General features: G+C 65.1%; 22 protein-coding genes and 3 pseudogenes. 16 read left to right on the top strand and 9 right to left on the bottom strand.

The window, feature by feature from the left end; genetic code table 11:
• The first annotated feature begins 5 nt into the window (after positions 1-5).
• From R4P95_RS31860 to R4P95_RS31840, 5 genes and pseudogenes are all read left to right on the top strand, one after another.
• Positions 6-962 (top strand): PDR/VanB family oxidoreductase, encoded by a 957-nt coding sequence (locus R4P95_RS31860; RefSeq protein WP_317747757.1) that lies wholly within the window; start codon positions 6-8, stop codon positions 960-962.
• A 288-nt stretch (positions 963-1,250) separates the two neighbouring features.
• Complete coding sequence (locus tag R4P95_RS31855) at positions 1,251-1,481, top strand: hypothetical protein (protein ID WP_317747756.1); 231 nt, start codon at positions 1,251-1,253, stop codon at positions 1,479-1,481.
• A 422-nt stretch (positions 1,482-1,903) separates the two neighbouring features.
• Positions 1,904-2,140 carry a hypothetical protein gene (locus R4P95_RS31850; RefSeq protein WP_317747755.1) on the top strand — a complete coding sequence of 79 codons (237 nt, stop codon included), beginning with the start codon at positions 1,904-1,906 and terminating at the stop codon, positions 2,138-2,140.
• A gap of 493 nt (positions 2,141-2,633) precedes the next feature.
• Positions 2,634-3,410, top strand: coding sequence for a VOC family protein (locus R4P95_RS31845; RefSeq protein ID WP_317747754.1), 777 nt, complete (start codon positions 2,634-2,636; stop codon positions 3,408-3,410).
• A 243-nt stretch (positions 3,411-3,653) separates the two neighbouring features.
• A pseudogene (locus R4P95_RS31840) lies at positions 3,654-3,975 on the top strand (metallophosphoesterase family protein); the annotation flags it as partial.
• Between the two features lie 255 nt (positions 3,976-4,230).
• On the opposite strand, the gene R4P95_RS31835 reads toward R4P95_RS31840, so the two are convergent.
• The 3 genes and pseudogenes from R4P95_RS31835 to R4P95_RS31825 all read right to left on the bottom strand — a co-directional run.
• Positions 4,231-4,542: a hypothetical protein gene (locus tag R4P95_RS31835; RefSeq protein ID WP_317747753.1), complete on the bottom strand. Its 312-nt coding sequence runs from the start codon at positions 4,540-4,542 to the stop codon at positions 4,231-4,233.
• Between the two features lie 161 nt (positions 4,543-4,703).
• Positions 4,704-5,651: a YihY/virulence factor BrkB family protein gene (locus R4P95_RS31830; RefSeq protein WP_317747752.1), complete on the bottom strand. Its 948-nt coding sequence runs from the start codon at positions 5,649-5,651 to the stop codon at positions 4,704-4,706.
• A gap of 350 nt (positions 5,652-6,001) precedes the next feature.
• Positions 6,002-6,109: pseudogene (locus R4P95_RS31825) on the bottom strand (ANTAR domain-containing protein); the annotation flags it as partial.
• A 136-nt stretch (positions 6,110-6,245) separates the two neighbouring features.
• Here R4P95_RS31825 and R4P95_RS31820 point away from each other — a divergent pair.
• From R4P95_RS31820 to R4P95_RS31810, 3 genes are all read left to right on the top strand, one after another.
• The gene (locus R4P95_RS31820) at positions 6,246-7,214 is read left to right on the top strand and encodes a ferritin-like domain-containing protein (protein ID WP_317747750.1); all 969 of its coding nucleotides are present in this window, start codon (positions 6,246-6,248) and stop codon (positions 7,212-7,214) included.
• Between the two features lie 366 nt (positions 7,215-7,580).
• Entirely contained in the window at positions 7,581-8,180 is a 600-nt protein-coding gene (locus tag R4P95_RS31815; RefSeq protein WP_317747749.1) for a hypothetical protein, read from the top strand.
• Between the two features lie 112 nt (positions 8,181-8,292).
• Positions 8,293-8,541, top strand: coding sequence for a hypothetical protein (locus tag R4P95_RS31810; protein ID WP_317747748.1), 249 nt, complete (start codon positions 8,293-8,295; stop codon positions 8,539-8,541).
• 778 nt (positions 8,542-9,319) lie between these two features.
• Here the strand turns inward: R4P95_RS31810 and R4P95_RS31805 are convergent.
• The 3 genes from R4P95_RS31805 to R4P95_RS31795 form a co-directional block, all read right to left on the bottom strand.
• Complete coding sequence (locus tag R4P95_RS31805; protein WP_317747747.1) at positions 9,320-9,529, bottom strand: hypothetical protein; 210 nt, start codon at positions 9,527-9,529, stop codon at positions 9,320-9,322.
• Between the two features lie 203 nt (positions 9,530-9,732).
• Positions 9,733-10,272 (bottom strand): hypothetical protein, encoded by a 540-nt coding sequence (locus R4P95_RS31800; RefSeq protein WP_317747746.1) that lies wholly within the window; start codon positions 10,270-10,272, stop codon positions 9,733-9,735.
• 598 nt (positions 10,273-10,870) lie between these two features.
• Positions 10,871-11,413 (bottom strand): hypothetical protein, encoded by a 543-nt coding sequence (locus R4P95_RS31795; protein WP_317747745.1) that lies wholly within the window; start codon positions 11,411-11,413, stop codon positions 10,871-10,873.
• A gap of 80 nt (positions 11,414-11,493) precedes the next feature.
• Here R4P95_RS31795 and R4P95_RS31790 point away from each other — a divergent pair, with 80 nt between their 5' ends.
• From R4P95_RS31790 to R4P95_RS31755, 8 genes and pseudogenes are all read left to right on the top strand, one after another.
• Positions 11,494-11,886, top strand: a complete 393-nt coding sequence (locus R4P95_RS31790; protein WP_317747744.1) for a hypothetical protein — start codon at positions 11,494-11,496, stop codon at positions 11,884-11,886.
• 566 nt (positions 11,887-12,452) lie between these two features.
• Positions 12,453-13,373, top strand: coding sequence for a hypothetical protein (locus R4P95_RS31785; RefSeq protein ID WP_317747743.1), 921 nt, complete (start codon positions 12,453-12,455; stop codon positions 13,371-13,373).
• Between the two features lie 204 nt (positions 13,374-13,577).
• Positions 13,578-13,916: a helix-turn-helix transcriptional regulator gene (locus R4P95_RS31780; protein WP_317747742.1), complete on the top strand. Its 339-nt coding sequence runs from the start codon at positions 13,578-13,580 to the stop codon at positions 13,914-13,916.
• Positions 13,913-14,743 (top strand): ImmA/IrrE family metallo-endopeptidase, encoded by an 831-nt coding sequence (locus R4P95_RS31775; RefSeq protein ID WP_317747741.1) that lies wholly within the window; start codon positions 13,913-13,915, stop codon positions 14,741-14,743. Before R4P95_RS31780 ends, R4P95_RS31775 begins: the two co-directional genes overlap by 4 nt.
• Positions 14,740-15,354, top strand: coding sequence for a hypothetical protein (locus R4P95_RS31770; protein WP_317747740.1), 615 nt, complete (start codon positions 14,740-14,742; stop codon positions 15,352-15,354). The genes R4P95_RS31775 and R4P95_RS31770 overlap by 4 nt, the downstream gene beginning before the upstream one ends.
• A 220-nt stretch (positions 15,355-15,574) precedes the next feature.
• The gene (locus tag R4P95_RS31765; protein ID WP_317747739.1) at positions 15,575-17,695 is read left to right on the top strand and encodes a GNAT family N-acetyltransferase; all 2,121 of its coding nucleotides are present in this window, start codon (positions 15,575-15,577) and stop codon (positions 17,693-17,695) included.
• An 894-nt stretch (positions 17,696-18,589) separates the two neighbouring features.
• Positions 18,590-19,078 (top strand): hypothetical protein, encoded by a 489-nt coding sequence (locus R4P95_RS31760; RefSeq protein WP_317747738.1) that lies wholly within the window; start codon positions 18,590-18,592, stop codon positions 19,076-19,078.
• Between the two features lie 545 nt (positions 19,079-19,623).
• Positions 19,624-20,462 (top strand): annotated as a pseudogene (locus R4P95_RS31755) (SDR family NAD(P)-dependent oxidoreductase).
• A 268-nt stretch (positions 20,463-20,730) separates the two neighbouring features.
• Here R4P95_RS31755 and R4P95_RS31750 read toward each other — a convergent pair.
• The 3 genes from R4P95_RS31750 to R4P95_RS31740 form a co-directional block, all read right to left on the bottom strand.
• Complete coding sequence (locus R4P95_RS31750; RefSeq protein ID WP_317747737.1) at positions 20,731-21,159, bottom strand: hypothetical protein; 429 nt, start codon at positions 21,157-21,159, stop codon at positions 20,731-20,733.
• A 307-nt stretch (positions 21,160-21,466) separates the two neighbouring features.
• A complete protein-coding gene (locus tag R4P95_RS31745; RefSeq protein WP_317747736.1) occupies positions 21,467-22,363 on the bottom strand; it encodes a hypothetical protein in 897 nt (298 codons plus the stop codon).
• 923 nt (positions 22,364-23,286) lie between these two features.
• Positions 23,287-23,871, bottom strand: coding sequence for a Clp protease N-terminal domain-containing protein (locus tag R4P95_RS31740; protein WP_317747735.1), 585 nt, complete (start codon positions 23,869-23,871; stop codon positions 23,287-23,289).
• Positions 23,872-24,572 lie beyond the last annotated feature (701 nt).

The following is a 24,572-nucleotide window of genomic DNA, read 5'->3' as shown; positions in this document are numbered from 1 at the left end:
CCACATTGCTTTCGGCCGACGGCACCTTTCCGATCATTGTGGTTGCACGGCAGCAGGAAACCCCGGAGGTCGTCTCCCTCGAACTCGCGTTGCCCGACGGCGGCGAGCTGCCCACCTGGACACCGGGCGCGCACATCGACATCGCGGTCGGCCCCACCGGTGTCCGTCAGTACTCGCTCTGCGGTGACCCACAGGATCGGCGCCGGTGGCGAATCGGCGTGCTCCTCGAACGTGACGGGCGCGGGGGATCCCGCTACCTGCATCAGGAGGCGGTACCAGGTAACACCCTGACTGTGTCATTGCCGCGCAACAACTTTGCCCTCGAACCCAGCCGAGACTACATTTTCGTTGCCGGAGGAATCGGCATCACACCCATCCTGCCGATGATCGCCGCTGCCCACGCGGAAGGCGCGACCTGGACCCTGCACTACGGTGGCCGAACCCGCCCGTCCATGGCCTACCTCGACGAGATGTCGGCGTACGGCTCCCGGGTACGCGTGCTACCCCAGGACGAGTGCGGCCTGCTCCCGCTCGGCGACATTCTCGCAGGCAGCGATCCGAATGCCCAGGTGTACTGCTGCGGACCAGAACCACTACTCACCGCGCTCGAGTCCGCCATCGAGCCCAGCGATTCGCAGCGGCTGCACGTCGAGCGGTTCCGGCCGCGTTCGGTGGACGAGGAAGCCGCGCCCGACCGCGACTTCACCGTCAAGATCGCGAGTACCGGTGCCACCATCCGAGTCGGAGAGGATCAGTCGATCGTCGACGCCCTCGAGGACGCCGGGATCATGGTCGAGACGTCGTGCCGGGAGGGCACGTGCGCGAGCTGTGAGACCCCGGTGATCGAAGGCGAGGTCTGTCATCGCGACTCGGTGCTGTCCGCCAGTGAACGCGAACAAAGTGTCTCGATCATGGTCTGTGTGTCGCGGGCGCGGTCGGATCTGCTGGTGCTCGACCTGTAGCACGCTGGCCAGCCGCCATACGAGCGCAAGGCAAGGTCAGGAACGCCCACTACGGCTCACAGGGTGGCAGGTACTTATGCCCGGCGGACAGTATTCCTGCCGCCGACCACGGCGTTTCAGCTCCCGGTGACGTTCCGTTCGGGGTGCGGCGTGGGATTCCGGTGTTACGTGCCGACGCGGGCGGTCATCACGCCGTCGGCGATGGCGCAGGCGCCCGGGGTGGTGACGTTCACGACGGGGCCGCCGTCGACCATTTTCATCACGTGGATTGACTGCATCGACGTGACGGTGAACTGGAGAAACCAGACCACCGGCGAGATCGGCACGACCGAGATCCGACGCGTGCCGCCCGATTACAGCCGGGCCCAGGCTCCGGACGAAGAGTGCCGGTATCTCCCTGCGACGGTGTCCACCGGCGGCGGCATCGTCACCGCGACCGCCGACGTCGTGGCATCCGCCCGGCGTTCGGGTGATCACGTCCCCGTCAGCTCCGGGCGCGGCGTCTTCCAGGTCCCCTAGATCAGCACCGGGCTGGCCGCGGATCCCCGAGTAGGGCAGGCGGCCGCCCACGCCGGGTGACGCCCAGTCGGTCCGCGCCTGGCGGGCGACCTCTCCCGTGCCACCAGCCCACTTGTTACGGGTGGGGACTTGGCCGGTAGCGCTGATCCGCCAGCCATCGGCGTGCACGTCTACTACCGCGCTCCTTCGAGAAACCGATATCGGTGACACCTCGGGGGTTGGGGCGAGCACGTGTTTGAACCGCCGGAACGCGCCGCGCCCGGTGATCGCGATGGTCAGCCGGTCGGCGAGGCCGGGGTCGGTGACCGAGTCGATGAACAATTCCATGTCGCGATACCCGTCGCGGGATCCTTCGCAGTGCACGGACAACCAGTGGTTCGATCTGGGGCAGCACCCTGCAGCTACTGCTGAACCTGTCCGGGATGGCACTGGCCGGATGGGCCACGCTCAGTCTGCAGCAGGCGGTGTGGTCACGGATCCCGGTGCGCCGCGCCAAGGCCCTCACCCGCCCACACCGCATGGTCTATCCCACCACCCGCTCCGCCCGCCCGCGCCTGCTAGTTCCCACCCCGCGCCGGCACACCGCCGCCGTCCGAACCACCATCGCCCGCCACCAACGGCGGATTCCACACGAGGGCGTAATCCTTCTGGACCAGTGAAGGGCACGATTCCACCAACACAGCCCACGCCCCCCCGGGGCACCGGTGAGGCCTGAACCCTGTCACCACTGCCTGGGCAGGTCGCTCACGTTGCGGCGATGCCCAGCGTGAGCATGTCGAGCTGCCGCACACATGGGGGTGGCGCACCGGAAGGTCACCGCCGACCACCGAACCCGCGGAAAGCAAGCAACGGGCGACGATGAGTGAGTCCTGGCCGAACGTCCCCGGACAGAGGTTCCGGCGCTGCAGGAGCAACCGTTCGAGGCACATCGGATGGTCAACCCACCGATTGCCCGATACCCCGCTCCCATTGACCCAGGAAGGACGCCTCGGCGCGGTGACTACCGGGCATCGGCTGCCCCTGCACCGTAAGGACACCGTCCTGTCGATTGCGGAGTGAGTTCGCGGAGCGGACAGCGAATCGCGGCTCTGGCGTCGAATGTCGGTGCCGCAGGCTAGCGTCGAGTGGGTACCCGACAGCTGAGGAGCAGCGATGAGCGCGGTCACGACGAATCAACCACTCGGCACCCCCACCTGGATCGACCTGGGCATTCCCGACCTCGACCGGGCGATGACCTTCTACGGTTCGGTCTTCGGCTGGGAATTCGACGTGGGTCCCGAGGAGTACGGGCGGTACACGATGTGTCTGCTCGGCGGCAAGAAGGTCGCCGCGCTGATGCCGAATCCCGACGAGAACGCCGCCGCGTTCTGGTGGAACGTCTACCTGGCGACCGACGATCTCGAGGCGACTCTCGCTCGCTCCGCGGACGCGGGCGGCACGCTGCTGATGGAGCCCATGGACATCGCCGACCAGGGTCGGATGGCGATGGTGCGGGATCCGTCGGGTGCGCAGTTCGGCCTGTGGCAGGGGCGGGCGCACGTCGGCTGCGAGCTGGTGAACGAGCCGAACACGTTGTTGCGCAACGACTTGGTGACACCGAATCCCGGTCCGACGCGGGACTTCTACGCGGCGGTGTTCGACTTCACGCTGGACGGGAACGACGACCTGCCCGGAGTGGATTTCACCTTTCTGCGCAGACCGGATGGGCACGAGGTCGGTGGCATCGTGGGCGACCCGGCCGCCTTGGAGTCCACCTGGGGCACGCTCTTCCAGGTTGCCGATGCGGACGCGGCCGTTGCCGCCGCCCGGGCCAACGGGGGCACCGCGGAGGACCCGGCGGACATGCCGTACGGGCGGACCGCGGATGTCACCGATCCCTTCGGGGCGAAGTTCACGGTAGGTTCCCCGCTTCCGGGTGTTCAGGGGTAGGGGTCTCGGAGAGGTAGCTATCCGGTTCAGGAAATGTGGGCGCTAATCGAAGCGTCGCGTCCGAGTGAGGAAACGACGTGCCGATCGGTGGGTGATTCCTGAGAGGTGAAATGGGAACCCGCGGTTGCGGCAGTCGATGACAACCTCGATCTGACGTGCAAATCCCGCACCGCGAACTGCGCGAACGGCACTGAACGCGACGGCTGTGAAATCCCGTCGCCCGCCCCCGGTGTCGCGCAGGCCAGCGTGTTCGGCGAACCGCAGATGAAGGGCTTTGCCGGCCACACCGTCGACGTTGCCGAACGGTTCCAGGCGGATGTGCGGGTGGCGTTGCTGCACTATTGGCCGGTCAGCGACATCCTGCACGGCGAACCTCTGGAGATCTATCCGTTCCTTGGGTTGTATCTCCTCGGTGAGCCGATCGACGAATTTCAGCTCGATCTCGCCCTGCATGGGCACGCGCATGCCGGGGTGCGAGCGGGGCACGCCGCCGGGCGGGGTGCGCGTGCGCAACGTGGCGCAACCGATCAGCCGCGCCGCTTATGCCGTCTCCGGGCTGGGTTCGGCTGAGGTGAGCGTTGACTCCATCGCGCCACGGAAGGGCCGATTCGTCAGGACCGGAGCAGGCCGCCGAGTCTTGTCGCACGGGCATGCGGTTTACGCACTGTCCAGTGCCGTCCGAACTCGGGGGTGTGGTCGTCTCGACGTCGTGGCCGACGGTTAGTCCGGTGGTTGTGGGACGGCAAATCAGCGCGCCGGCCCGGCCCTCTTCCGGTGGTGCCACCGCTTCGGCCCGGAGTGGTCCGATCAGGATCTGTCCTCAGGCCGAGGTGAGTGTCCAGTCGCGGCGTTCGGTGAGGGCGCGGTGCAGGTGCTGGGTCCAGCGGTGGCGGTCGTCACTACTGCGTTCGTGGGTGATCGTGATTCGCCGGGTCCACCTTTCGGGTACCCCGCGGTCGTTGATCGCCAGCCCGACGACGACTCGAAGGTCGGGATCGGGCGCTCCGGTGACCACGATGCGGCCGGGTTCGCCGCCCATCTCCATCCGGGCCCCGAGCACCGCGGCGACCACTTCGGCCACCTCGAGCACGGACTGCGCCCCGATGACGTCGATGTAGTCGACTTCGGTCATCTCGGTCCTCCACTTCCGTGCCGGCGGAGTCGTCGATCGCCGGCACCGTGGACCGAATCACATCACGCACGCATGCCGGCGGTTCGAGTGGCACCGGCGGAGGTGCATCGACGGGATGCTCCCCGGCAATTGTGGTTCCGCCCGCACTGGTCAGAGGAGGATCAGGGGTCGAGGTCCTTCCGGGCCCGCTCGGTCTGGGCGGTTTCGTCGAGTGGTTGGCGGTCGGCCTCGGCGGTGAACGCGACGTCGACGGTTTCCTCGGGTCGTCGTTCCTCCATCTTCGCCAGCAGCACCATCGCGGTCTTGTCCTGCGGGGTGAACGGGGGCTGGGTCATCGATCGGGGCCAGAGCCGGTACCGCAGCACGACGTTGATCTCGGCGGCGAGCAACGTCAGCCGAGCCCCGAGATACAGCCACGACAGCAGGCCGAGGACGATGGCGAAAAATCCGTACACGTCGGTGGAGTGGCTGATGGTGTAGCGGACGAACCAGTCCCCGATGCGTTGCAGGATCTCCCAGAACACGGTGGCGACGACTGCCCCGACGGCCACGTCACGCACCCGCACGGTCGCCGAGGTCAGCACCGTGAAGGACACGAGGAAGACGAGGAAGTTGACCCCGGCGGCGGCCGCGGAGGCCCAGGCGCCCGAGAGGGGGCCGAACCGGGGTGCGAACCCGATCAGGGTGGTCGAGACCAGGATCCCTATTCCGAGGAGCACCAGGATCGTCAGTCCCCGGATTCGACGGCCGACGAATCCGGGCCAGTCCTTGAACGGCACGTTCCACACGGTGTTCATCGCGTTCTGCGCGGCCTGGCCGATGCCCTGGGCGCCGTAGAGGGCGCCGAGCACCCCGAGGACCAGGGCCCAGCCGTTGCCGCGCAGCGGGTGGGTGGAGCTGCGGAGTTGGGTACCGAGAATGGGAAAGTCGGCCAGGGCGGAGTTGATCATGCGCTGTTCGAGGTCGGGGTGCCCGGCGAGGACGAATCCGAGGATCGTCGAGAACAACAACAGCAGGGGGAAGACGGCGAACAGCCCGTAGAAGGCGATGATGGTGGCCTTGCCGCCGGCCTGGTCGTTGCCGAATTTCTGCACGACCGCGAACGGCACGGCGAGGATCGCGTGCCGTTGCTGGAAGCGGTCGATCCGGCGGGACCGCGGTCTCCGCCCGATTCATCGGTCCCGCTCCTTCCCGCCGGTGCTGGTGCCCACTGCCTCCATTGTCCGCGGCACACCGACCGACCCGACCCCATGGACGTGCAACGACACTGAGTACCGCCGGCGGGGAGTATTCGGTTCACGATGTGCATTTGCCACGCCTGGGCCCGATATGGCGGTGACGCAAGACCAATGCCAAGGACGCGGCGATCATCGTCGACCAGGTTGCCGCACCAACACCCGGCTATGCCTCACCGACGTCGAACCCGACGAGGCCGAACTGCGGCTCCAGGTCGATCACCTTGCTGGGAGCGCCAGGTGAGGATGTCGAAGGCGCGGTCGGCGGTGATGGCGTAGAGGAGCATCAGGACACCTTTGGCCTGTTCGATTGCCGCCCGGGAGTGTTCGAGATCGGTGAACAGTTGGCGAATTGCCGTGGTTCGCCGCGTCGGGCGGCTTAGCGGTCGGCGGGGCGGGGTAGGCCCGGTAGCGGTGCACGTTGCACCAGGGCCGATGCCGTCACATGCCGAAGGGGCGAAAATTCGCATGAACACATCCGACACGACCACCACTACCTTGTTGGCGCAGCTGCGCACAGTCCTCGACCTGACCCACACCGAAATTCAGATTGCCGAAACCCGTACCGTGCAGGCTAGGACCGAGGCGGTGCGCCGGGAGTTGTGCGAGAACGCTGACAACGGTCGTGCCCGCGCGGCGGCGATCGAGGCCGCGATCCGCGAACTCGGTGGCGTCCCGGAGTTGATCGGCCCGTTCCTCGGGCGGGCAGCCGCCGCGGTCAAGGCGCTGGTCGAGCAGGCCCAGCCGTTCGACGAGGCCCTGCTCGGGGATCTGACGCTCGAGCATCAACTCCTCGACCGGGCCCGGTACATCAAGGCCCTCGCCGTCGCGGCCGGGAACACGGACGTGGAGAATTTGGCGTTCCGGTTGATCGCTGCCCATTCGGCGACGGTGGACTGGCTGACCACCGTCCTCGCCGAGGACGCTCTGGGTGGGCCGGCGGCGCTGCGCCGCACCCCGTTGCAGGCGGCCGCCGGGACGGCGGTGCGGCTGGTGAACGTGCCGGTCATCTGGTCCGCCCGCGGTTTGGACTGGGCCCTCGATACCGTCCGCGCCACTCCGCCGGCGCTCAGTGAGTTGCTGGAGCGGGGCACCCGCGCCGGCGACGTCGCCGTCAAAACTCTGACCGCGTCCCGCGATGCGGCGCTCGAGACCGCGGAGCAGGTCACCCGTCGCGAGGGAGCCGACGGGGTCGCGGAAGTGTTGCACTCTGCTCGTACCGCGGCGGGGGTCCTCGAGCCGGGGGAGTTGCCGATCGACGGCTACGACGACCTCAACGTCTCGGAGGCGGTGGCGGCGGTCAAGGAGTTGACCGAGCCGGCGGATGTGCGGGCCATCGTCGCGTACGAGGAGGCGCACAAGAACCGGCACGGGGTCGTCTCCGCGTCGCAAACACGCCTGGCTGCGATCGCCCAAGACGTCGTGGGCCTGAGCTGATCGACGGGTCGCCGGCTTCGGCAGGGTGCAGCACGATCGCACACTGCTCGAGGGCCGGCGACATCCGGATGTGCCGTTGGTCCCCTGACCGAGGGGGTTCGAGTACACCGACCGTCGCCCGAGGATGCGGCGGTACCGGCATGGGGGCCGGCTCGCGCCGTGGTGGACGCCGACGGCACGTGCGGTCGCACTGCACGGTCGTGAAGAAGGTGCGGTCAGGTGTTGTCACTGCGTCACTGCGTCACTGCGTCACTGCGTCACTGCCTGGTGGCGGTTCAGCGGTCACCGCGGTGGCCGGCCGGGGGCCTTCGTTGATGTGGGCGTGGCGCGGGGATGTCAGGCGGCCAGGTGATTAGGGTCGGGGAGGTGAGCGGGAGCGAGCGGGTGGTGATGTTCGACGTCGACGGTGGTGTGGCGGACATGTCGGCGTTCGCTCACCTGTTGACCGACGGTGATTGGGGTGGGAGCCGCCGGCACGCGTGGGGGCGGTTCTTCGAGCATGCCGCTCAGGCAGCGGTCATCGAACCGGGCCGGGATGTAGTGGAGGCGGTGGCCGGGCTGGGGTTCGTGGTGGTGTATTCGACGACCCGGCCGGACACGTGCGCGGGACAGACCCGGATGTGGCTTCGGGAGAATGGTTTTCCACCCGCACGGGCGTTGTTGTGCCGGGCTCGTGGCGATCATCGAGCGGCGGGCGATGTCAAGGCCGGTCATTGTCGGGTGGTGGGTCGGTGGTTGTCGGGGTTCGTCGACGACGAACCGGAGACCGTCGACCTGCTGCGGTCCCGCGGGGTGCCGGCGCACACGTTCGACGTGCTGTCCGGGCTGCGGATACGAGAGCTGCGCGCGACGCTGACCGCGGGACCGCCCGGCGCACCGGGCGGGCGTGGGCACCGATCGCGGGGTCACGGTCACGGTGGTGGACCGCATCGTCGACGCGGTGGGGTGGTGCAGGGAGCGGGCTGAGGTCCCCGCTGCCCTGGTCGTGAGGCCTGGGCGTCGTCGCACGGTCATGTGGCCACGTCGTCTCCGACCTCGTTGGGTGACGCGTCCGGGGTTTCGATGCCACAATCAGCTCATGTCCGACACCCCGGAAGACGACCGTGGCCCGATCGTGCCGGGTGTCCGGGTCCGGGTCCGGGCGGGAGGTGCCCGTTCGGCCTGGGTATCGGGTGTGGTGGTCGACGACTATGCCGCAGAGGCGGGTACCGGTGGTCACGAGTGGGCGCCGGTGCGTCGGTGGGCGGTCGCGACGGATGACGGCACGCTGGTCTTCGTCGACGATGGTGACATCGAACCTGCCGCACCGGACGGAAGCCGAGTCTGACGTCCCATCCGGTGCAGCGTTCGGCCATGGCTGTGACACGATGACGGCCGTCGGGTGGTGTGTTGGTGCGCCCCGCCGCGAGTGCGGACGTAGCCGGCCCGGGTGCTGGGGTCATCTGGGTGGCCTCGAGGGTGTTTGCACTCGTGTGCCCAGCGTCGCAGCCGGTTTCGGTGCGGCAGGGTGTGCGAGGGCGGTGGGGCGACGGGCGGAGCCGGCGGCGAGGACTCGCGGTGCTGTATCCGATCACACCGACCGGCATCCGTGGTGCTCGGGCGACGGCGAGGACCGCGGATCCGGTCCGGTAGGGCACGAGCGCCACGTCGAGGCGGTCCCGATCCCCTGCTCCCACCGCGTACGTCAGGAGCGAGATGATTCCGTCGGCATCGGCATCGGCATCGGCATCGGCATAGGCATCGGCCTCGTCTATGGTGACAGGGATTGCGCTCACGTAGCACGGTAAGGCCGGTGTGCTCGGAGCGCCGTCTGCGGTACCCATCGAGGCGAAGCGCTGGAGTTCCCTGCCCCGACCTTCATCCTCCCTGGCGTCGGTCGAGGGCGTCCCAGGCGGTGAGCTGCGCGCACAGTTCACGATGGCGGCGACCGCGGTGTCGGTGTGGGGGTCGATCCACACCGGTCCTTCCTGGCGGAGGCGGAGGCGGAGGCGGGGGTTGAGGATGTGCCGTCCTCGCGATGGCCACTGGATCAACTCGTGCCCGGTCAGCGCGCGCTGCCTGGTCTCGACGACCCAGACCGCGGTCTGAGGGTAGGGGGTATCCATCTATATGCCGTGGCAGAGGTTGAACCCACCGACCCCCGGCCCGCGCCAGCCGAGGGTGACGGCGTACTGGTCGCTGACCGCGAGTTCCCACACCAGACGGTTTACCTGCACGTCGCGTCCGTATCGCAGGCAGCGCAGATCACGGGCAACGGCTGCGATCGGTGGCTCAAAGCCGGGGGTGTCGTGGAAGTCCGGACCGCCGTCGGTCATGGCGAATCGCCACACCAAACTGTCCTGGTTCCACTCCGACTCGGCATGGAACCCATCATCGCCCTCTGCGTCTGCCCGCGACGTGTCTTCACTTTTTACCCTTCCCATCCCGCGCCCCCGGCGCGGGATGGGAAGGTGGCGTTCTGAGTTTGAAGGCTATTTCGGGGCAGGTGGAGCTGGGTGTTGTGTTGTGCTGGTGGGGCTTAGCTACCGAAGAGGGTGCCCAGTTCACTGAGGTCGGGGACGGTAGTGGCGGCGGGTGGTGCGGGGGCTGTGTCGACGTTGGGCACGGTGACGACGGTGGAGGTTTGTTGGACGGTGAATTCGGTGCCCGGCCATTGCTCCAGGTAATCCTCGATGCCGGGGTAGTCGGAGATCCACATGGCGGGGTCGGTGTCGGCGCGCGAGCATGAGGCCAGTGTGACGTAGGAGCCGTCGGGAATATCGAGTACCGACTGGGTTGTCGTCCCGGGCTGTACCTCGCCGGTTTCGTAGAGAGTTTGACCGGCGCTGAGGACGTCCCGGACGGGTGGCAGGACCCCGCCAGGGGCTGGTGAGAGGGCGGTTCCGCACGTCAGGGTGGTGCCGCTGTTGTTGGTGATCGTATTGGTCACGGTCGAGCCGCTGACGGTGAAGGCGAAGGTGACGTCGGTGGCCTCTGCCGCTGACGCCTGCGCGGGCGCTGCGACGGCTAGCGGGATGGCCGCTGCGGCAAGGAGTGTGGTGCGGGCGATCATGCGCATCTAGGGTCCTGTTCGTCGGGGATGGAAATGTGTTCTGTACGAATGGTGCAGTAAAACCAACCGATTGGCATTGTTTTCGCGCGACCTGCCTCAGCGCGCGACATCCACTGTTATTCGAAAGGTTCGAATGGTGTTCCGACTAGTGCGGATGGGAGGAGGTGCGTGGTTGGCGGAGGTGGTCGGCTTCCTTGACGCGCACGAAGCGGCGCCGCGGTGACCGGTGAGCCGCGGTCTGCTGGCCGGTGTGGGTGAGCATGATCAGGTGGAGCCGCCGACGGAGGTGCTTGCGGCCCTCAAGCGGTGGAGATGCTATCGGCGCGCCTGGTGCGCCCGCCGATGACCATCGTTGAGGTCGTCGAGCGTTGGTGGTGCGTTGCCGGATGGGCGCTGCCGCTGCCACGCCGTGTGATCGAGGGTAGTCCCCAGAAGTTTGGCGGTGTACGCCCGTGAAGTATGGTTGGGCCTTTGCGCAGCAGGCTCTTTCGGGTGTGCAGGCCGCTGTCGCTTAGTGCGTTTGATCGGATTGGGGCTGTGGGGCTTCTGTCGTGATGCCGGCACTTCACATTAGGGCACCTCGGGATCGACCGCTGGGTGTGGTTTAGATCCATCGTTCGTACTTGTCGGCGGCGATCAGGGTGGGGAAGAAGGCTGCGCGGAGGTCGGCGATGAGTGCTGGGTAGTTCTGGTTGTCGGTGCGTACGGCGACGTCGAGGCTGCAGAACGCGGCGGATAGCGGATCGTCGTTGGCCGCTTCGTTGATCGCGTACATCGCGTGGTGGGCGCCGCCGGGTACGACGATCGTGCCATCCTCGCGTGGGATGAGGTCGGTGTGGATGGTGGGGTCGGCGTGGAATGCGTCCCAGACGTCCTGGTTGTCGCCGAACGGAGGGGGCAGTGGGTTGCCGGTGTCGAGGGCGTCGAGGGCGGTGCGGATGAAGTCGATGTCCGCGATTGCGGCGAGGGTGTAGGCGCCACGGGCTGCCCAGGCGGCGATCTTCCGCAGTTTCGGTGTGTTCTCGCCCGGGTGATCGCGTCGGCGAGGGCTCGGTCGGCGGCGGCGATCCACGGTGCGGTGGGCTGGGTGCGGAGTTTGTCGGTGGGTGGACGCCCACCCCATCGTCTGGCTTCGTCTTTGGCCCATTCGGCCGTTTGGTCGTAGCCGTATTTGAGGTAGAGGGTGGCGTCGGTGCCGGGCTCGGGGTCCCACCAGTTGCGGGTGGGATGGCGGAGGATGTCGTCGCCCAAGGCCTGGGCGGTCTTGCGGATTCGTGCCATGTCCTGCGGGCTGTGGGTGCGCCAGATCTGGATGAGGTACTGCTCGGTGGGTTCGGTGACGTCGAGATCCCAGTGGGTGTCGCGGCCGCGGCCGCAGACGCGGAATCGGTGCAGTCCGCGGCCGATGGGCAGGCGCGGGAAGTCGGGGAGTTTCTCGCCGCCGAGTGTGATCACGTGAATGGCTTTGGTGATCTTGATAGTGACTTCTTCGACGATGTCCCAGTCGGTGTCGGTCGGGTCGATTGGGGCTCGCTCGTCGTGGACGTCGATGGTGAGCGTGACGGGGTCCGTAGGCGATTCCGGTTCGGATGGTGGCAAAGTTCGGGCCGGTTTCGATGACGCTGCCGGTTTCGGTGGGTGAGTGCGTTTCGGCTGTCGGTGCACCGACGATGAATTGGTGATGGTCGGTGATCGCGGTGCCGGTGTCAGTCACGGCTCGAACATAACGTGGCCGGGTGGTCGCTGAGTGCGGCGGTGAGGCCGCGGGTCGAGCTCGGCCACGTTGAGGTCGTGTTTACCGTCCCGGCGGATTCGGTGAGGTAGGCCGCATCGACGGCCCTACCTGTGGGCAGTTGCTCGTGCGTTGGGTTCGGCCGTGTCTGGGGGATTCTTTCGTCACCGGAGGCGAGGGGACTGTTCAGCTCCCTGCGCGGGCTGACGGCACGCTGATCGGCGCCAACGACCTGCTTACGGTCCTGGCCGAGCACGGGGCTACCGGTGAGATCGAGGCCGTCTGGGAGGATTCGAAGGTTTGGTTGATCGTCTCGCCCCCCATGCCGAACACAGTCATGGTCTACGCTCACCGGTCACACTCAAGTAGGAGACGAGACCGCGTGGGAAGAACGAACCGGCGTCAGAAGCGCAAACGTGACAGTCGCTTGCGGCCCGAGAGTACTTTCCTCCAGTTGGAGACACCCGAAGCGGCGGTGGCTCGGAGCATTCTTTCTCGTGCCCTGATTCCCTCTCGTCGTCGGGTCGATGCGCGAGCCGACGCGGCGCGCCGTTTCGAGGACTGGCGACTCAAGCCCAGCAGCCCGGCACCGGGAAGTTCAATCACCCTAGATGACAGCGGGTTTTCGTCGAACGTCACGAAGTATGTCGCCGAGCAGCCCGTCTGGCATCACGCCTTGTTTCCTGTCATGAGCGCTGCCGAAAATCTGACGACTGTAGTCAACCTTGTCGATCAATGGGATCCAACGGGTCAACTCCGCACCCTTTCGATTGTCACCCTCTGTCGATCAGCATTGGAGTCGGCATCACGCACAGTCTGGATACTCTCGGACTCGAGCCGCACTGAACGCCGGAGCCGTGCCCTGCGAGTCACCAAAGACGAAGTTCTCGCACAGAAGAAGTACCTCGATGAACAGCTCAAACGAATTGATGCAGGAACAATCTCAGTCACAGGCGACGAGTGCGGGGAGCTGGCGGAGAGCCTGGCCGCCGCGGTGGACGTTCTCGACGAACTCAGCGATGTGAAACACGCACTCAAGTTCGACCAGACCATCGAAAAGGCTGCCCAGTGGATCGACGAGAACGTGCCGAACCAGTCGAACAAGCCGATGGCCGAGCTATCGAAGTCCATGTACGCAATCGCGTCCGGGATTGCGCACGGCTACACCTGGACAACCAACCACCTGCATGGCCCCACAGACCTGACCAATATCGTGGCCGATTTCCTGTACGCAGCCGTCACCACCACGGAGGCGGCCGTGGCCCTGTACGAGGCGCAGGCCTCAGAGACCGGGGTGATCGCCGACAACTGTCCGCCGCACCTTCGTGACGTAGCTGAGCGATTCTATCCCCGCTATGCGGGCTCGATGGACTAAGGGGAGTCGTCGGTTACGGGGTCGCCCTGACTGTATCTGGGTGACCCGGTCGCTGTTCGCCGCGGAGATCGACGGCGTTGATTCCGGCGCCAGCTCTCTCGGTGCAGCAAGGCTTGGGTCGGATGAGCAGGACCCTTGCCGTCGGATCATGGGAAACATACACTGAATCACATAAACGAGAAGTGATTCACGAAGGGGGATCGTATGCCTGCATCATCGACCGGCGCGCGGATCGCCCGCGCCTTGACCGCGGCAGGGATGAGTCAGCGCACATTGGCCGAGAAGACCGGAATTTCCCAGCCCACCCTCTCGCGCCTCATCGCCGACGCGCGGCCGGTGAAGATGAACGAACTGCTGGCCATCGCCACAGCGACCGGCTGTACCGTGGCTGAGCTGACCGGTGCCTCCACGGTGGCCAGCCGCGTCCAGTGCGCGGCCCGCGCCACCAACGGCGCGAACATGGAGCAGATGCGTGAGCAGCTGCTGCATTTCCTCGAGCTCGACGCCTACCTGGACGACCAGGGCATCGCTGCCGTCGCATGACCGCAGAAGACGACGGCCGCAGTGCTGCAGACCGATTCCGACGCGATCATCATCTTGGCACCCAGCCCCTGGGCGACCTGGTCGCGCTGATCGAGCAGACAACCGGAATCGACGTGGCCGTACTCGATGTCGGGCCGGACGAGCACGGCCTGACCATGCGCGACCCCGCGCGGGGGGCCGTGTTCATTGCTGTCGCCCGCACCGAAAATCCGATGCGACAGCGCAGCACCCTGGCGCACGAGCTGGCGCACGTGTTGTTCGAGGACTGGGCCGACGTGCAGCTCACAGACTGCGTGCCCCGCCCGTACGAGGAGATCCGAGCCGACGCCTTCGCCCGGCACCTGCTCGTGCCGGTCGCGGGGGTCAAGGAGGTCCTCGGGGACGCCCCTGCCACCCCGCTCATCCTGTCGAAACTCGTCCAGTGGTACCAGGTCTCGCCCGCGGTGGCCGCCATCGCGATGCACCAGGCCGGCTTGTTGGACTCGGGCACCAAAGATCAGTGGAGGACGATCAGCACGCCGAAGCTGGCCGCACGGTTCGGGTGGACGGATCAGTACAAGGCGCTGCAGGAACAGTCCGACAGCAGGCGTGCACCGCAGAAGCTCCTCGCCCGCGCCATCGACGGATACGTGGAGAACGTCGTCTCTGTACAGGCCCTCGCGACCCTGCGGGGTATGGACGCCGCCGCCGTCATCCGAGAGCTCACCGATCAAGGAATCGAGCAGCAGGCGTCTACCGTGGTCTGGGAGGACCTGGGTGATCTCCCCGACATCGAGTTCGACGACGCGGACACTGACGCCGATGTGGATGAAGGCTCGGCTGGATGAGCCCGAGACCGATCATCGATGCCGGTCCCGCCCTGAATTTCCTTGCCATCAATCGCGAACGCATCCTGACCGGCGTTCTCGGGCGGATCAGCACCCCGGAAACCGTGGAGACTGAGGTGCTGGAGAAGGCGAAACGTGACCCACGATTTCGCACAGTGAGCGGCGTATGGGCGAAGATGCGACCCGGCTGGATTGAACTGCTCTCCGACGACCAGACACCCGAGCTGGCCGCGGTTGTCCAGCGCCTGAGCCAGCTACCAATGGCCGAGCGCAAGATGACGGCAAAGGATCTCGGCGAGACAATGGTCGTCGCCCACGCCGTCGTCAAAGCGGAATCTGGTCAGAAGGTCATCATCATCATCGACGACCAGGGCGGCGCGGCACTCGCCATGGCGGAGAAACGCCGCCTGGATCGCATCCGTGATCAAGGGAAGTCGGTCGGATCGATCACCTTGGTGAACACCGTGTCGATCCTGCGCAAAGCCGCCGGAGGCGTACACGTGCCGGACAGGAAGACGATGCGCGAGATCTACACCAAGCTACGTGCCTGCGACGACGGGCTGCTGCCGATCGAACAGACATCCTTGCTAGCACCGGACCTGTGGCTATGAAGGCGCACCTCGCGCCGCCTCGGCTTCTTTCTGCGAGTGTAGGCATATTGCCGGGGTAGTCCGTTCGTTGCCAGCGGTGATCACGTGGATCCACGGCGCACTGAGCCGGAGGTGTACCCGCGCGGTCGGCCGGCTCGAAACTGTGTCCTCAGTAATCCGCTGGCCTGCCAGCGACACGCGTCTCCAGGCCGTTGCCGGGTGTCGCTGGCACCACCCGCCGATGGCTGTGGTTCGGTTGTCGTATTCGATCCAGCTGATGGTGATCGCCAATGAGTTCAGAGATGGGGGATGCGTGGAGTTACGAACTGCGGAGCCGGAGTCCGCACTCTTTCGTGGTGCCCAGAAACTGGGCGATTCCCAGTCCCAATATCTGGGCATGCTGCCCTTCGCCGCGTGGCAGGAGTACGCCGAGCAAGGACGAATTCTGTGTGCGGTCGACTCGGACTCTGGCGATGAGGACTACGGGGAATTGCTGGGATATGCGGCATTCCGCCTGCCGCGCGAGCAACTCACATTGGCTCACCTTGTCGTCGACCCCGAACACCGAGGATGCGGAGTGGCCCGAAGGTTGGTCGGCGAGTTGGCACGTCGACACTCGGATCGTCGAGGGATCAGCGCCCGTTGTCGCCGAAATTTTCCCGCTCACGGAATGTGGCCACGATTGGGTTTCGTGGCCCGCGGAGACCGGCCGGGCCGGAGTACGGCGGGACACCTCCTCACTGACTGGTGGTACGACCTCGGTCACCACGACCTGCTGACTTGGCAGGGAGGAGACCAGTCGGTTGTCCCAGCAGTGATCGACGCCAATGTCTTCCTCGATCTCCACGGATCCGAGCCGAACGACGACATAGTCGCCATCATGGCGGGAATGGATGACCGCCTCCAGGTGCTGGTCACCCCTGAATTGAGTAACGAAATCAACAAGAACAACAACTCGGCCGAACGAGGGCGGCTGTTGGCGATCGCGCAAAGCTACCCCAGGTTGCCGGTTCCGGCGTCGGCAGTCGAACGCTACACACGAGAGATAATCGATCGACTCGGACCAGTGGCACGGGAACAGGATCGCAGCGACCTCACACATGTCGCATATGCGCTCGCCGCTGGGGTGGACGTGATAGTCACTAGGGATCGGCAGGCCCGTTCGCGACTTGCCGACGTCGCCCGGGAACTCGGCAACATTGTGCTGACGAGCCCGGCAAATCTCGTGGCGGTACTGGATGAACGAGAAGGAAAACCGTCTTACTCGCCCGAGGCGCTCCACTCCACCGGCTACACCTTGGCCGAGGCAGCAGGTGATGGCTCCGAACTAAGTGACTTCATCAACACCGCTGCCAGTGAGCGCCGTCATTCTTACGACACTATCTGTGAACATCTGGCATCCCAGCGGCCTCGGTCGCGGCGCGTAATCATTCGCGACCCGGAAGGATTCCCTGTTGCGCTGGTAGGCACTGTGCCGGGGGCAACCGCACTAGAAGTCCAGTTGGCGCGGGTACGGCCGTGTGCGCTTCAGGTAAGTGTGGCTACCCAACTAGTCGGACAATTACGGCACTTCGCGCGCGAGCACGCACTTGACACGATCATCGTGCGCGACCCGCACATTCATACCGTGATCTACACGGCGTTGCTTGAGGACGGATTCCATCCCTTCGAAGGCGGCCTGTTGGCCGTGACTTTGAACGGTGTGCTTACGGTCGACGAAGTGCAGAACCGTCTGGACGCCATCAAGCAGCGATTGTCGTCGGCTGAGCAGGAGGCATTGGTACCGCTGCTTGCCGCAGTCCGAACACCGACGCAGGCGACGATCTCCGCGATGGAGCGGCAGCTACGTCCGCTCAGAGTGAGCGATGCGCCGATCGAATCATGGATTCTGTCAATCAAACCTGGCTTCGCGACTGATTTGTTCGGGTATCCCCCTCAACTATTCGAGCGGCCGACGAACCTGGGCATGAGCCGCGAGCACGTGTACTACCGTGGACAGCAGTCAGGGGAGGCCGCACCGGCGCGAATTCTCTGGTATGCAAGCGAACCCGAGCAGCGACTCTTCGCAATCAGCACCCTCATCCAGGTCGCCGACACCACTCCAGACAAGGCGCACCGTAAGTTCAAGCGGCTTGGTGTTTACACACACGAGCAGGTGAGAAGCAGGGCAAATGATGGATCTATCCGGGCCCTCCGCCTGGCGGATACAGAGCTACTCAAACGGCCAATAGCCCTTGCGCAAGTGAAAAAGCTGGCGGCCCAACGTGGTCAGAGTCTTCAGCTATGGTCGGCCACCAGAATCAGTCCGCAATTTTTCACCGACCTTATGGAGGAGGCTGGTTGTGGTGACGAGAGCAACTGAGAGCGGTCATCGAGGGCTGATGATTCTCTCGATCCAACCCCACCATGTTGCCAACATCCTTATGGGGCATAAGACCGTTGAACTCCGACGGATCCGCCCACAGATCGATCCCGGTCAACCGGTTGCGATCTATGCGACCGCACCGGTTTCGGCGGTGGTCGCCACGTGTCGGGTTAGTGAAGTTGTGAGTGGTACTCCGACGAAGCTCAAGCGTGCTGTCTTGGGGCAGTCGGCGATCACGGGAAGGGAATTTGACGCCTACTTTCGCGGGTGTACCGCTGCCACGGCGATCCGTTTGGTGGAGGTGAACGCCCTGAGTCCCGCGGTTACGTTGGCCGATCTACGGGCACACCGTGCCTATCATCCGCCTCAAACTTGGCACTTCTTCACTCAATCCGCGCTCCAGGATCTTGTAGGAGATCACGCTTCTCATCCGGTCCTGGCGACGATGTTGTAGCCGGAGCCATCTCGACGCACGATAGAGCCCCGCGAGGTGGGGCTTCGAGGTCGTATCTCTGGTGCATACTCGCCACGGTTGAGTGCGGAGATGGCCCCGGTTCCCGGTTGCCGGCACCTGAAGGATGGTAAATCGCAGTGACGACGATGTGCACGATCCTGGCCGAACTTTCCTCGACGCGTGCCCGGCACAACGCGCTGCGGGCAGGTCGATGATCGGAGTCCATTCCCGCGGGGTTTGTGGACGCGATGACGGATGACGAGCGGCCCTGTAACAGGTACTTGGGAGCCTGTCCCGCTCGCTATTGTCAGGTCCGCGCCGCCACCGAGCGAGTAGCGTGACACTGCATCAGGGTCGGGATAGATCCCCCACGAGAGGCTGACGCCGTGTGTTGTGCAGCGATTCGTCGTTCGTTCGTAGCCTGGGCCGCGGCATCGGTGGCGGCCCTCGCGATCCCGCTCTGCTCGTCCGCCACCGTGATGGCGGACACGCCACCGGTCCCGGCAGCGACGACCACGGCGTTCCAGGTTCCGGTGCGGTTTGTCGCAGGATGCCTGTTGCTGACCGTGTTGGCCTGTGACTACCCGCCGCCGCTGTCGACCGTGACGCCGTCGGCAACGACGGGTGCATCCGGGGTGGTGACCTTTGCGGCGGAGCGTTCAGCGACGACCTCGAGATACTGCGTTCCCGTGTCGGTGAATTGGCGGAATCTGACCACCGGCGTCGCCGGCACTACCGCCCTCCGACTTGTGGAGCGTGACCGTAGTGGGCCCACCGGACCGGGGGATCGGTGCCGATACGCCCCCGCGGCGGTTGTCACCGGCAGCGGCACGATCGCCGCGGTCGCCGACGTCGGCGCACCCCCTCCTGTCGATGGGTACCAGATACTGGTCCACCCGGGGTTCGGCGCCTTCCCTGTCCCGTAGAGCATGTGTGCTCAATGACGGGCTCGAGTGCGGGATCGTGTGAGAGTGTTGCGCGCAGTAGAGATGTCCAATGCCCTGTGGGCTGTGATCGAGCCCGTGTTACCTGCCCCGCCGGGCGCAGGGGGGCGTCCGTGGAACGATCGTCGGTTGACCGGGGGAGGGATCGGCTGGCGATACCGGGTCACCGTGGCGCGATGTTCCGGAAGAATGTGGGAGCGTCACCGCCCGGTGGTCGGACGAGGGAACTGACGTTCGGATGTTCGCCGCGGTGCTCGCGGCAGCTCCGAAACGCGACGCACGGCTCGAACGTGTGCTCTTGATCGACTCGATGATCGTCCGCGTCCACCAGCACTTGCCGGCGTACTGGCTAGTGGCGAGGTGAGATCGGGCCGCGAGCATGGTGAGGCCGCAATGTGCGAATCGTCTAAGGTCACAGTGTGCTTCGGGGTCGAGCAACGGTCCGGGACCGACCTCGGAGACGGGCATACACAGCCTTCCCCATACTCATCTTCTGGTGTCGATCGTGGGGATTGTTACCGGGGTTCATGAGCGGGAGGGGAAGTCGGTTGGGCTACTTCGGAGGCCGTGTCTTCGCGGTGACGGGTGCCGGCGCCGGGATCGGTCGTGAGCTTGCGGTGCAGCTCGCGCGGGCGGGAGCGCGGTTGGCTCTCTCGGACCTGGACGGATCGGCGGTGAAGGAAACGGTGGATCTGTGTGGTGGGGCGTCGAGGTCAGTTTTCGCCGCCGCGGTGGATGTGTCGGACGGGGACGCGGTGTTGGGGCACGCTGCGGAGGTCGGGCCAGGTTCGGCCGGGTCGATGCGGTGTTCAACAATGCCGGGATCCTGTTCGCGGGTGATGTCGTGGATTCGGAGTTCGCGGATATCGAGCGGGTGATGTCGGTCGATTTCTGGGGAGTGGTGTACGGGGCGAAGGCATTCTTGCCGTATGTGATGCGGTCCGATCGCGGGCATGTGGTGAACACGTCGTCGGCCTTCGGCCTCATGGCGGCTCCGGGATACTCGGCGTACAACGCTGCGAAGTTCGCGGTGCGTGGGTTCACGGAGTCGCTGCGCCAAGAGATGCACGTTGGTGGCCACCGGGTGAAGGTGACGTGTGTCGTTCCCGGCGGTGTCCGCACCTCGATCGCTCGCACGGCCGGTCATGCGGTGGGCGTCGATGGTGACGAGGTTGCGCGGTCGTTCGAGGAACGTATCGCCAGAACGGATCCCGGCGAGGCTGCACGAGTGATCCTGCGGGGCGTGGAACGGGGCAAGGCGCGGGTATTGGTTGGCCCGGAGGCTCGGGTGGTTGATGTGGTGACCAGGATGCTCGGGCCGGCGTATCAGCGGTTGTTGCCGGCGGCGAAGCGTCTCCAGAGATGAGGTGTCCACCCACAACCTCGGAGACTGTTCGCCTGTGAATCTGTTCGCACCGGGGGAAGCCGACACGCAGCCTCGCGGCGGCTCCACCGGCCGGGGTGCAGATGCCGCGCGATGTCCACGGCCATGAGCCGCCAGTTGCCGCTGGCGGCTACGCGTGGCTCTATCTGGTCATCGGTTTTCCTCTTGTTGAGCGATGATCGGTAGGCTCACAGGGTTTCTCGTAGCAGACCGAGGGTGGAGGGCTCGCACGCACCGGGAAGGCCCGGTGTCAGCGAGGGAAGAGGTGTTCGCTCAGTTGTCCCAGGGCGCCCTCGTCCAGTCGGGGGAGGATGTCCATCCACACGCGCAGTGGTGGCCGTCCGATGACGGGTACGTCGACGAATACGAGGGGGCGCTGCGGCGAGGTCCAGTCGCGCATGTCGAGTGTCGAGCAGCCGGGGGTCGGTTCGAAGCCGCTTGTGCACAGCACGCTCACCCCGGGCTCGAGGGGAGTCAGGACGCGGGTTCCTGGTACGTCGGGGTTCCAGAAGCCGGGGTCCTGCGGGCCGAGCATGTCGTGGACGAACACTTGGGAGCCACGAGGAATCGGTGGGGTGGTGGGGTCGGCGCCGGCGGGGGTTGAGCCGATCAGAACCGTTGCAGCGGCCAGAGCGAGAGCGGCTCCGGTACGCCGTCCGGAGGGAATCGGCAGGGCCATGTCGGGCTCCTTGGTCAGGGAACATGCGAAGGCGTGTCCTCACGTTAGCCGTTTGCCGCATCGCGCTGCCGCATCGCGCTGCCGCTTCGCGTGGCTGACCGGTCGAGAGTGCTCCTGCGGCGGAGGGGCCCAGGCCATGCACTCTCCGATCTGGACGAGTCGATGAGGTGCTACGGGCTGGTATCGGTTTCACGTCACAGCTATGGTTTCCAGATTTCAGTATGCCAATTTGTTCGTGACGCCTTCATTGTCGGGATCACCAGCGGCTCCGTCCTGATAGCAATACTGATCTGGTTCGTGCACGTCGTTAGGTAGGCCGAGCCCCTGGCATCGATGCGACGCGCGCATGATCAGCAGCGCTCACACTCCTGTACGAGACTGTCGGCAGCTCGACGATCTCCCCAGCGGCGACACAGTCCATCACGTGGTCGGCGGTCATCATGATGTGTCCAACCCCTTCGACGAGTCGGCGGATTATGCCCAGCAAGCCGATCGGATTGCCATCCATCTCGACCCGCAGGTGCCAGTCAACGGTTCCCGCCATGTCGACGGAGTTGGGGCGCTTATTGAAACGGAAGGTGGCGAGGTCCCCGCCTGCTGTCGCGTCGAGATTCCATACATTTCCCGAGATCTGCGTCCCCTTTTCTGCGATGTCAACATTGATATCGTCCGCGCCGGAGGTCGACATCTTTACATCGAGCAGTTGCTTGTGTTTGTCCATGATGTCAAGTTCATGAAGCAGTTTGATCCAGAAGTTGTTGGCGGAGTCTACATAGGGCTGGATCGACCGTAGATATTCGATAAGAGGCTCCGGAAGGTATCTGCCGGTGTCTTGCTTCCAATTCCGGAACGCTCTACCGGTCATGCAAGTTGGGAAGTAGATGTTCTTGTCCGTAGGAGCAACGTTCTCGTTCTTGCTGACTACCAACTCCCACATCCAGATATCTAGAGCTGAGCGAAGGTTGTGGATCGCATCGCCGACGACGGCTGACCACCATACGATCCGAGGCGGCATGTCGACGATGACCCGAAGCGTGTGCTCGAGGTAATCGTCTGACGCGAGGTGCATAGTTCGCGTCTGTGTGCGCACCCAGTCCTGCATCAACCGGTCCAGCTCGTCGCTGTGGACCTTGGCTCTACCCAACTTTGTCATCACCGATTCACTGAGTGGCATCCCGTTGGGGTGTCGAGCGATGTGAGGCATCTGAAGAGGATACAGCGACAGGAATCCCCTGTGCCTAGCTCTATTCCACTGCCTAGAATTATTTTTAGACTAAAGATGAAGATCGATATAACTGCGTAGCTACGGATAATCCAGTTTTAGGTGACTTCTCGATAGGTTCCACACCAGTTGGCGGCTTCTTTGCCGTGCGCGCGCTTGGCTCTACCGCAGTTGGCAACACCGTGGTGCCACATCGACACTCGGACTCCGCGGACGTGGGCACTCCGGCGGTTCCTGCGGTCGTCACATACGGGGGTTCAGGATCACCGGTGGCGGTCTTGTCGGCGGGAGGTACCGCCGACGGCTGTGCGGGCGATCTCGGACACCGAGGCGGAGGCGCTGAACGCTCTTCTGGCGGCGGTGGGCCGGATCGGGACATGGTCGTCGAACCGGACCCGCTGACCCCGGGGTGGCCCGCCTGGGATCTGGAAACGGCGCTGCGCGGCCTGCGGGACTGGGCTGGACGAAGGCGACGAAGTTGATGGCCCGCAAACGCCCCGGCTGTATCCGATCTGGGGTGCGTCCAGCAGAACACGAGTGGAGTGGCTATGAGTTCGAGGTAGTCGATCTTGTCGTGTTCGTAAGCTCGTCGTCGCTTGCCGGTGGAAGTCCGGTCCGGGTAGCTGCCAGGAGGTCCGGTAGCAGACTGGCGGCTCGGTCGGGAAACGGGCCGGGTCGGAGCCCAGTGTCGAAAGCCCTGCGGTCCGCAGCATGAAGCGAAACCTGCAGCGTCGTTGGGGTATCCCGCCCTTTGGGTGGGAGAGAGGGAGTGCCGAGCCGGCTCCATCAGGGTGAAGGCCACGGAAGGTGCCCAAGACCGGGAATTGCAGGCACCGAAGGACTCCTCGGGGTATGGGGTGTTCGAACGTATCGATGGAGCTGTTCTTCACCCCCGACTGAACCTGCTAATCGGGTTGTTCGAGGGCGTCGGTGATGCGGTCGTGGATCCAGGTTTCGAGGTTCTGGCCGGCGGTGCGGGCGGCAGCGTGGGCGCGGGTGTATTCGTCGTCGCTGAGCCGGATGGGGATGCGGTGTGCGGGGCCTGGGGTGGGTTGCTGGGCCAGTTCGCGTCTGAGGTGCTCACGCATCTCGCTGATGCTGAGGGATGCAAGGTCGGTGAGGATCCGGGCGCCGGTGGACGCGGGGTCGTCGAGCAGGGCCAGGAGGAGGTGGTCGGTGCCGATCTCCTCGTGCCCGAGCAGGGCAGTCTGGCGCAGGCTGGCTTCGAGGACCTTCTTCGTCTTCGGGGTGAACGGGATGTGCCCAACCGCCGGAGTGGAGCCCGCCGGTGCGCTGACACCTTCGAGCTTGCTCTCGAGTGCCGGGGCGGTGACGCCCCATGAGGTCAGTGCTGCCGCTCCGGGGCCGCCGGCGCCGAGGATCCCGACGAGCAGGTGTTCGGTGCCGACGGAGTTCTGGTGGTGGGTGCGGGCGGCGCCGGCGGCGAGGACGACCACCTGACGGGCTTGATCGGAGAATCTCTCGAACACGATGACGGACTCCCTCCCAGGCGTCGCCGCGAGCGACGCGAACTGCTGCTGAATCTCTGCTGCCCATTCTGGGTGGTGTGTAGGTGGTTATGGGTGGCCTCGGGACCCGTGGAAGTAATGGTGTTGTGACCTGGTGTGATGACATGTCCCCGGTTTGTGATGTGGGGGCGCCGGCGACGTGTCGGGGGGAGTGCCGGCGCCGGGGTGTCGGCGGGCGCGCGGGTGTCTGTTTCGTCCGGTTTGGAGCCGTTTTTGAAAGTGCTTGAATGGCAATATGATTGGGTAATCGATTGGTAGATTAGTATTTACGTATGTTGTGCACAAACCTCAGGTTGTAGGGTTCGCAATCCGTTGATGCATCAACGGATTTGGGTGTTTTGGGATTTTTGATTGTTTTGGGTTTTGTGAGGACTTGTGTGGGGTTAGTGGTATGCTGCGGGTATGATATGGAGCGGTGCGGGAAGGCGAGTGGGAGGCGGGTCGGGCACCCCCCCGCCTCCCAGCCTCGTTGGGGTGTGGGGGACCGGATCGAACAGGACGATCAAAAGTGCAGGTAAGAACCTAATCTCGGAAGCTCAGAGGAGCGAAGCGACTCGATCGACGGCGACGGGAATCGAGCCACCGCGAGCCGCGCAGCGGCTCCCTGGCGGGGAGCGAAGCGACTCGCCCCGTCTCCCGGCGCGGAGCGCCGGGAGCAGCGC

The sequence above is a fragment of the Rhodococcus sp. IEGM 27 genome, assembly GCF_033142305.1.
Lineage (GTDB): Bacteria > Actinomycetota > Actinomycetes > Mycobacteriales > Mycobacteriaceae > Rhodococcus_F > Rhodococcus_F oxybenzonivorans.
The sequence above is the reverse complement of the archived record's forward strand: the minus strand, read 5'-3'. Positions and strand labels throughout refer to the sequence as shown.

Bases quoted from the DNA above. Each gene is read 5' to 3' on its own strand.
- R4P95_RS31800 (WP_317747746.1), bottom strand. From the start codon at position 10,272: ATGCGCATGATCGCCCGCACCACACTCCTTGCCGCAGCGGCCATCCCG.
- R4P95_RS31810 (WP_317747748.1), top strand. From the start codon at position 8,293: ATGTCCGACACCCCGGAAGACGACCGTGGCCCGATCGTGCCGGGTGTC.
- R4P95_RS31850 (WP_317747755.1), top strand. From the start codon at position 1,904: ATGGCACTGGCCGGATGGGCCACGCTCAGTCTGCAGCAGGCGGTGTGG.
- R4P95_RS31805 (WP_317747747.1), bottom strand. From the start codon at position 9,529: ATGACCGACGGCGGTCCGGACTTCCACGACACCCCCGGCTTTGAGCCA.
- R4P95_RS31780 (WP_317747742.1), top strand. From the start codon at position 13,578: ATGCCTGCATCATCGACCGGCGCGCGGATCGCCCGCGCCTTGACCGCG.
- R4P95_RS31795 (WP_317747745.1), bottom strand. From the start codon at position 11,413: ATGGGCCAAAGACGAAGCCAGACGATGGGGTGGGCGTCCACCCACCGA.
- R4P95_RS31820 (WP_317747750.1), top strand. From the start codon at position 6,246: ATGAACACATCCGACACGACCACCACTACCTTGTTGGCGCAGCTGCGC.
- R4P95_RS31835 (WP_317747753.1), bottom strand. From the start codon at position 4,542: ATGACCGAAGTCGACTACATCGACGTCATCGGGGCGCAGTCCGTGCTC.
- R4P95_RS31750 (WP_317747737.1), bottom strand. From the start codon at position 21,159: ATGGCCCTGCCGATTCCCTCCGGACGGCGTACCGGAGCCGCTCTCGCT.
- R4P95_RS31845 (WP_317747754.1), top strand. From the start codon at position 2,634: ATGAGCGCGGTCACGACGAATCAACCACTCGGCACCCCCACCTGGATC.
- R4P95_RS31765 (WP_317747739.1), top strand. From the start codon at position 15,575: ATGGCTGTGGTTCGGTTGTCGTATTCGATCCAGCTGATGGTGATCGCC.
- R4P95_RS31790 (WP_317747744.1), top strand. From the start codon at position 11,494: ATGGCGGAGGATGTCGTCGCCCAAGGCCTGGGCGGTCTTGCGGATTCG.
- R4P95_RS31770 (WP_317747740.1), top strand. From the start codon at position 14,740: ATGAGCCCGAGACCGATCATCGATGCCGGTCCCGCCCTGAATTTCCTT.
- R4P95_RS31775 (WP_317747741.1), top strand. From the start codon at position 13,913: ATGACCGCAGAAGACGACGGCCGCAGTGCTGCAGACCGATTCCGACGC.
- R4P95_RS31745 (WP_317747736.1), bottom strand. From the start codon at position 22,363: ATGCCTCACATCGCTCGACACCCCAACGGGATGCCACTCAGTGAATCG.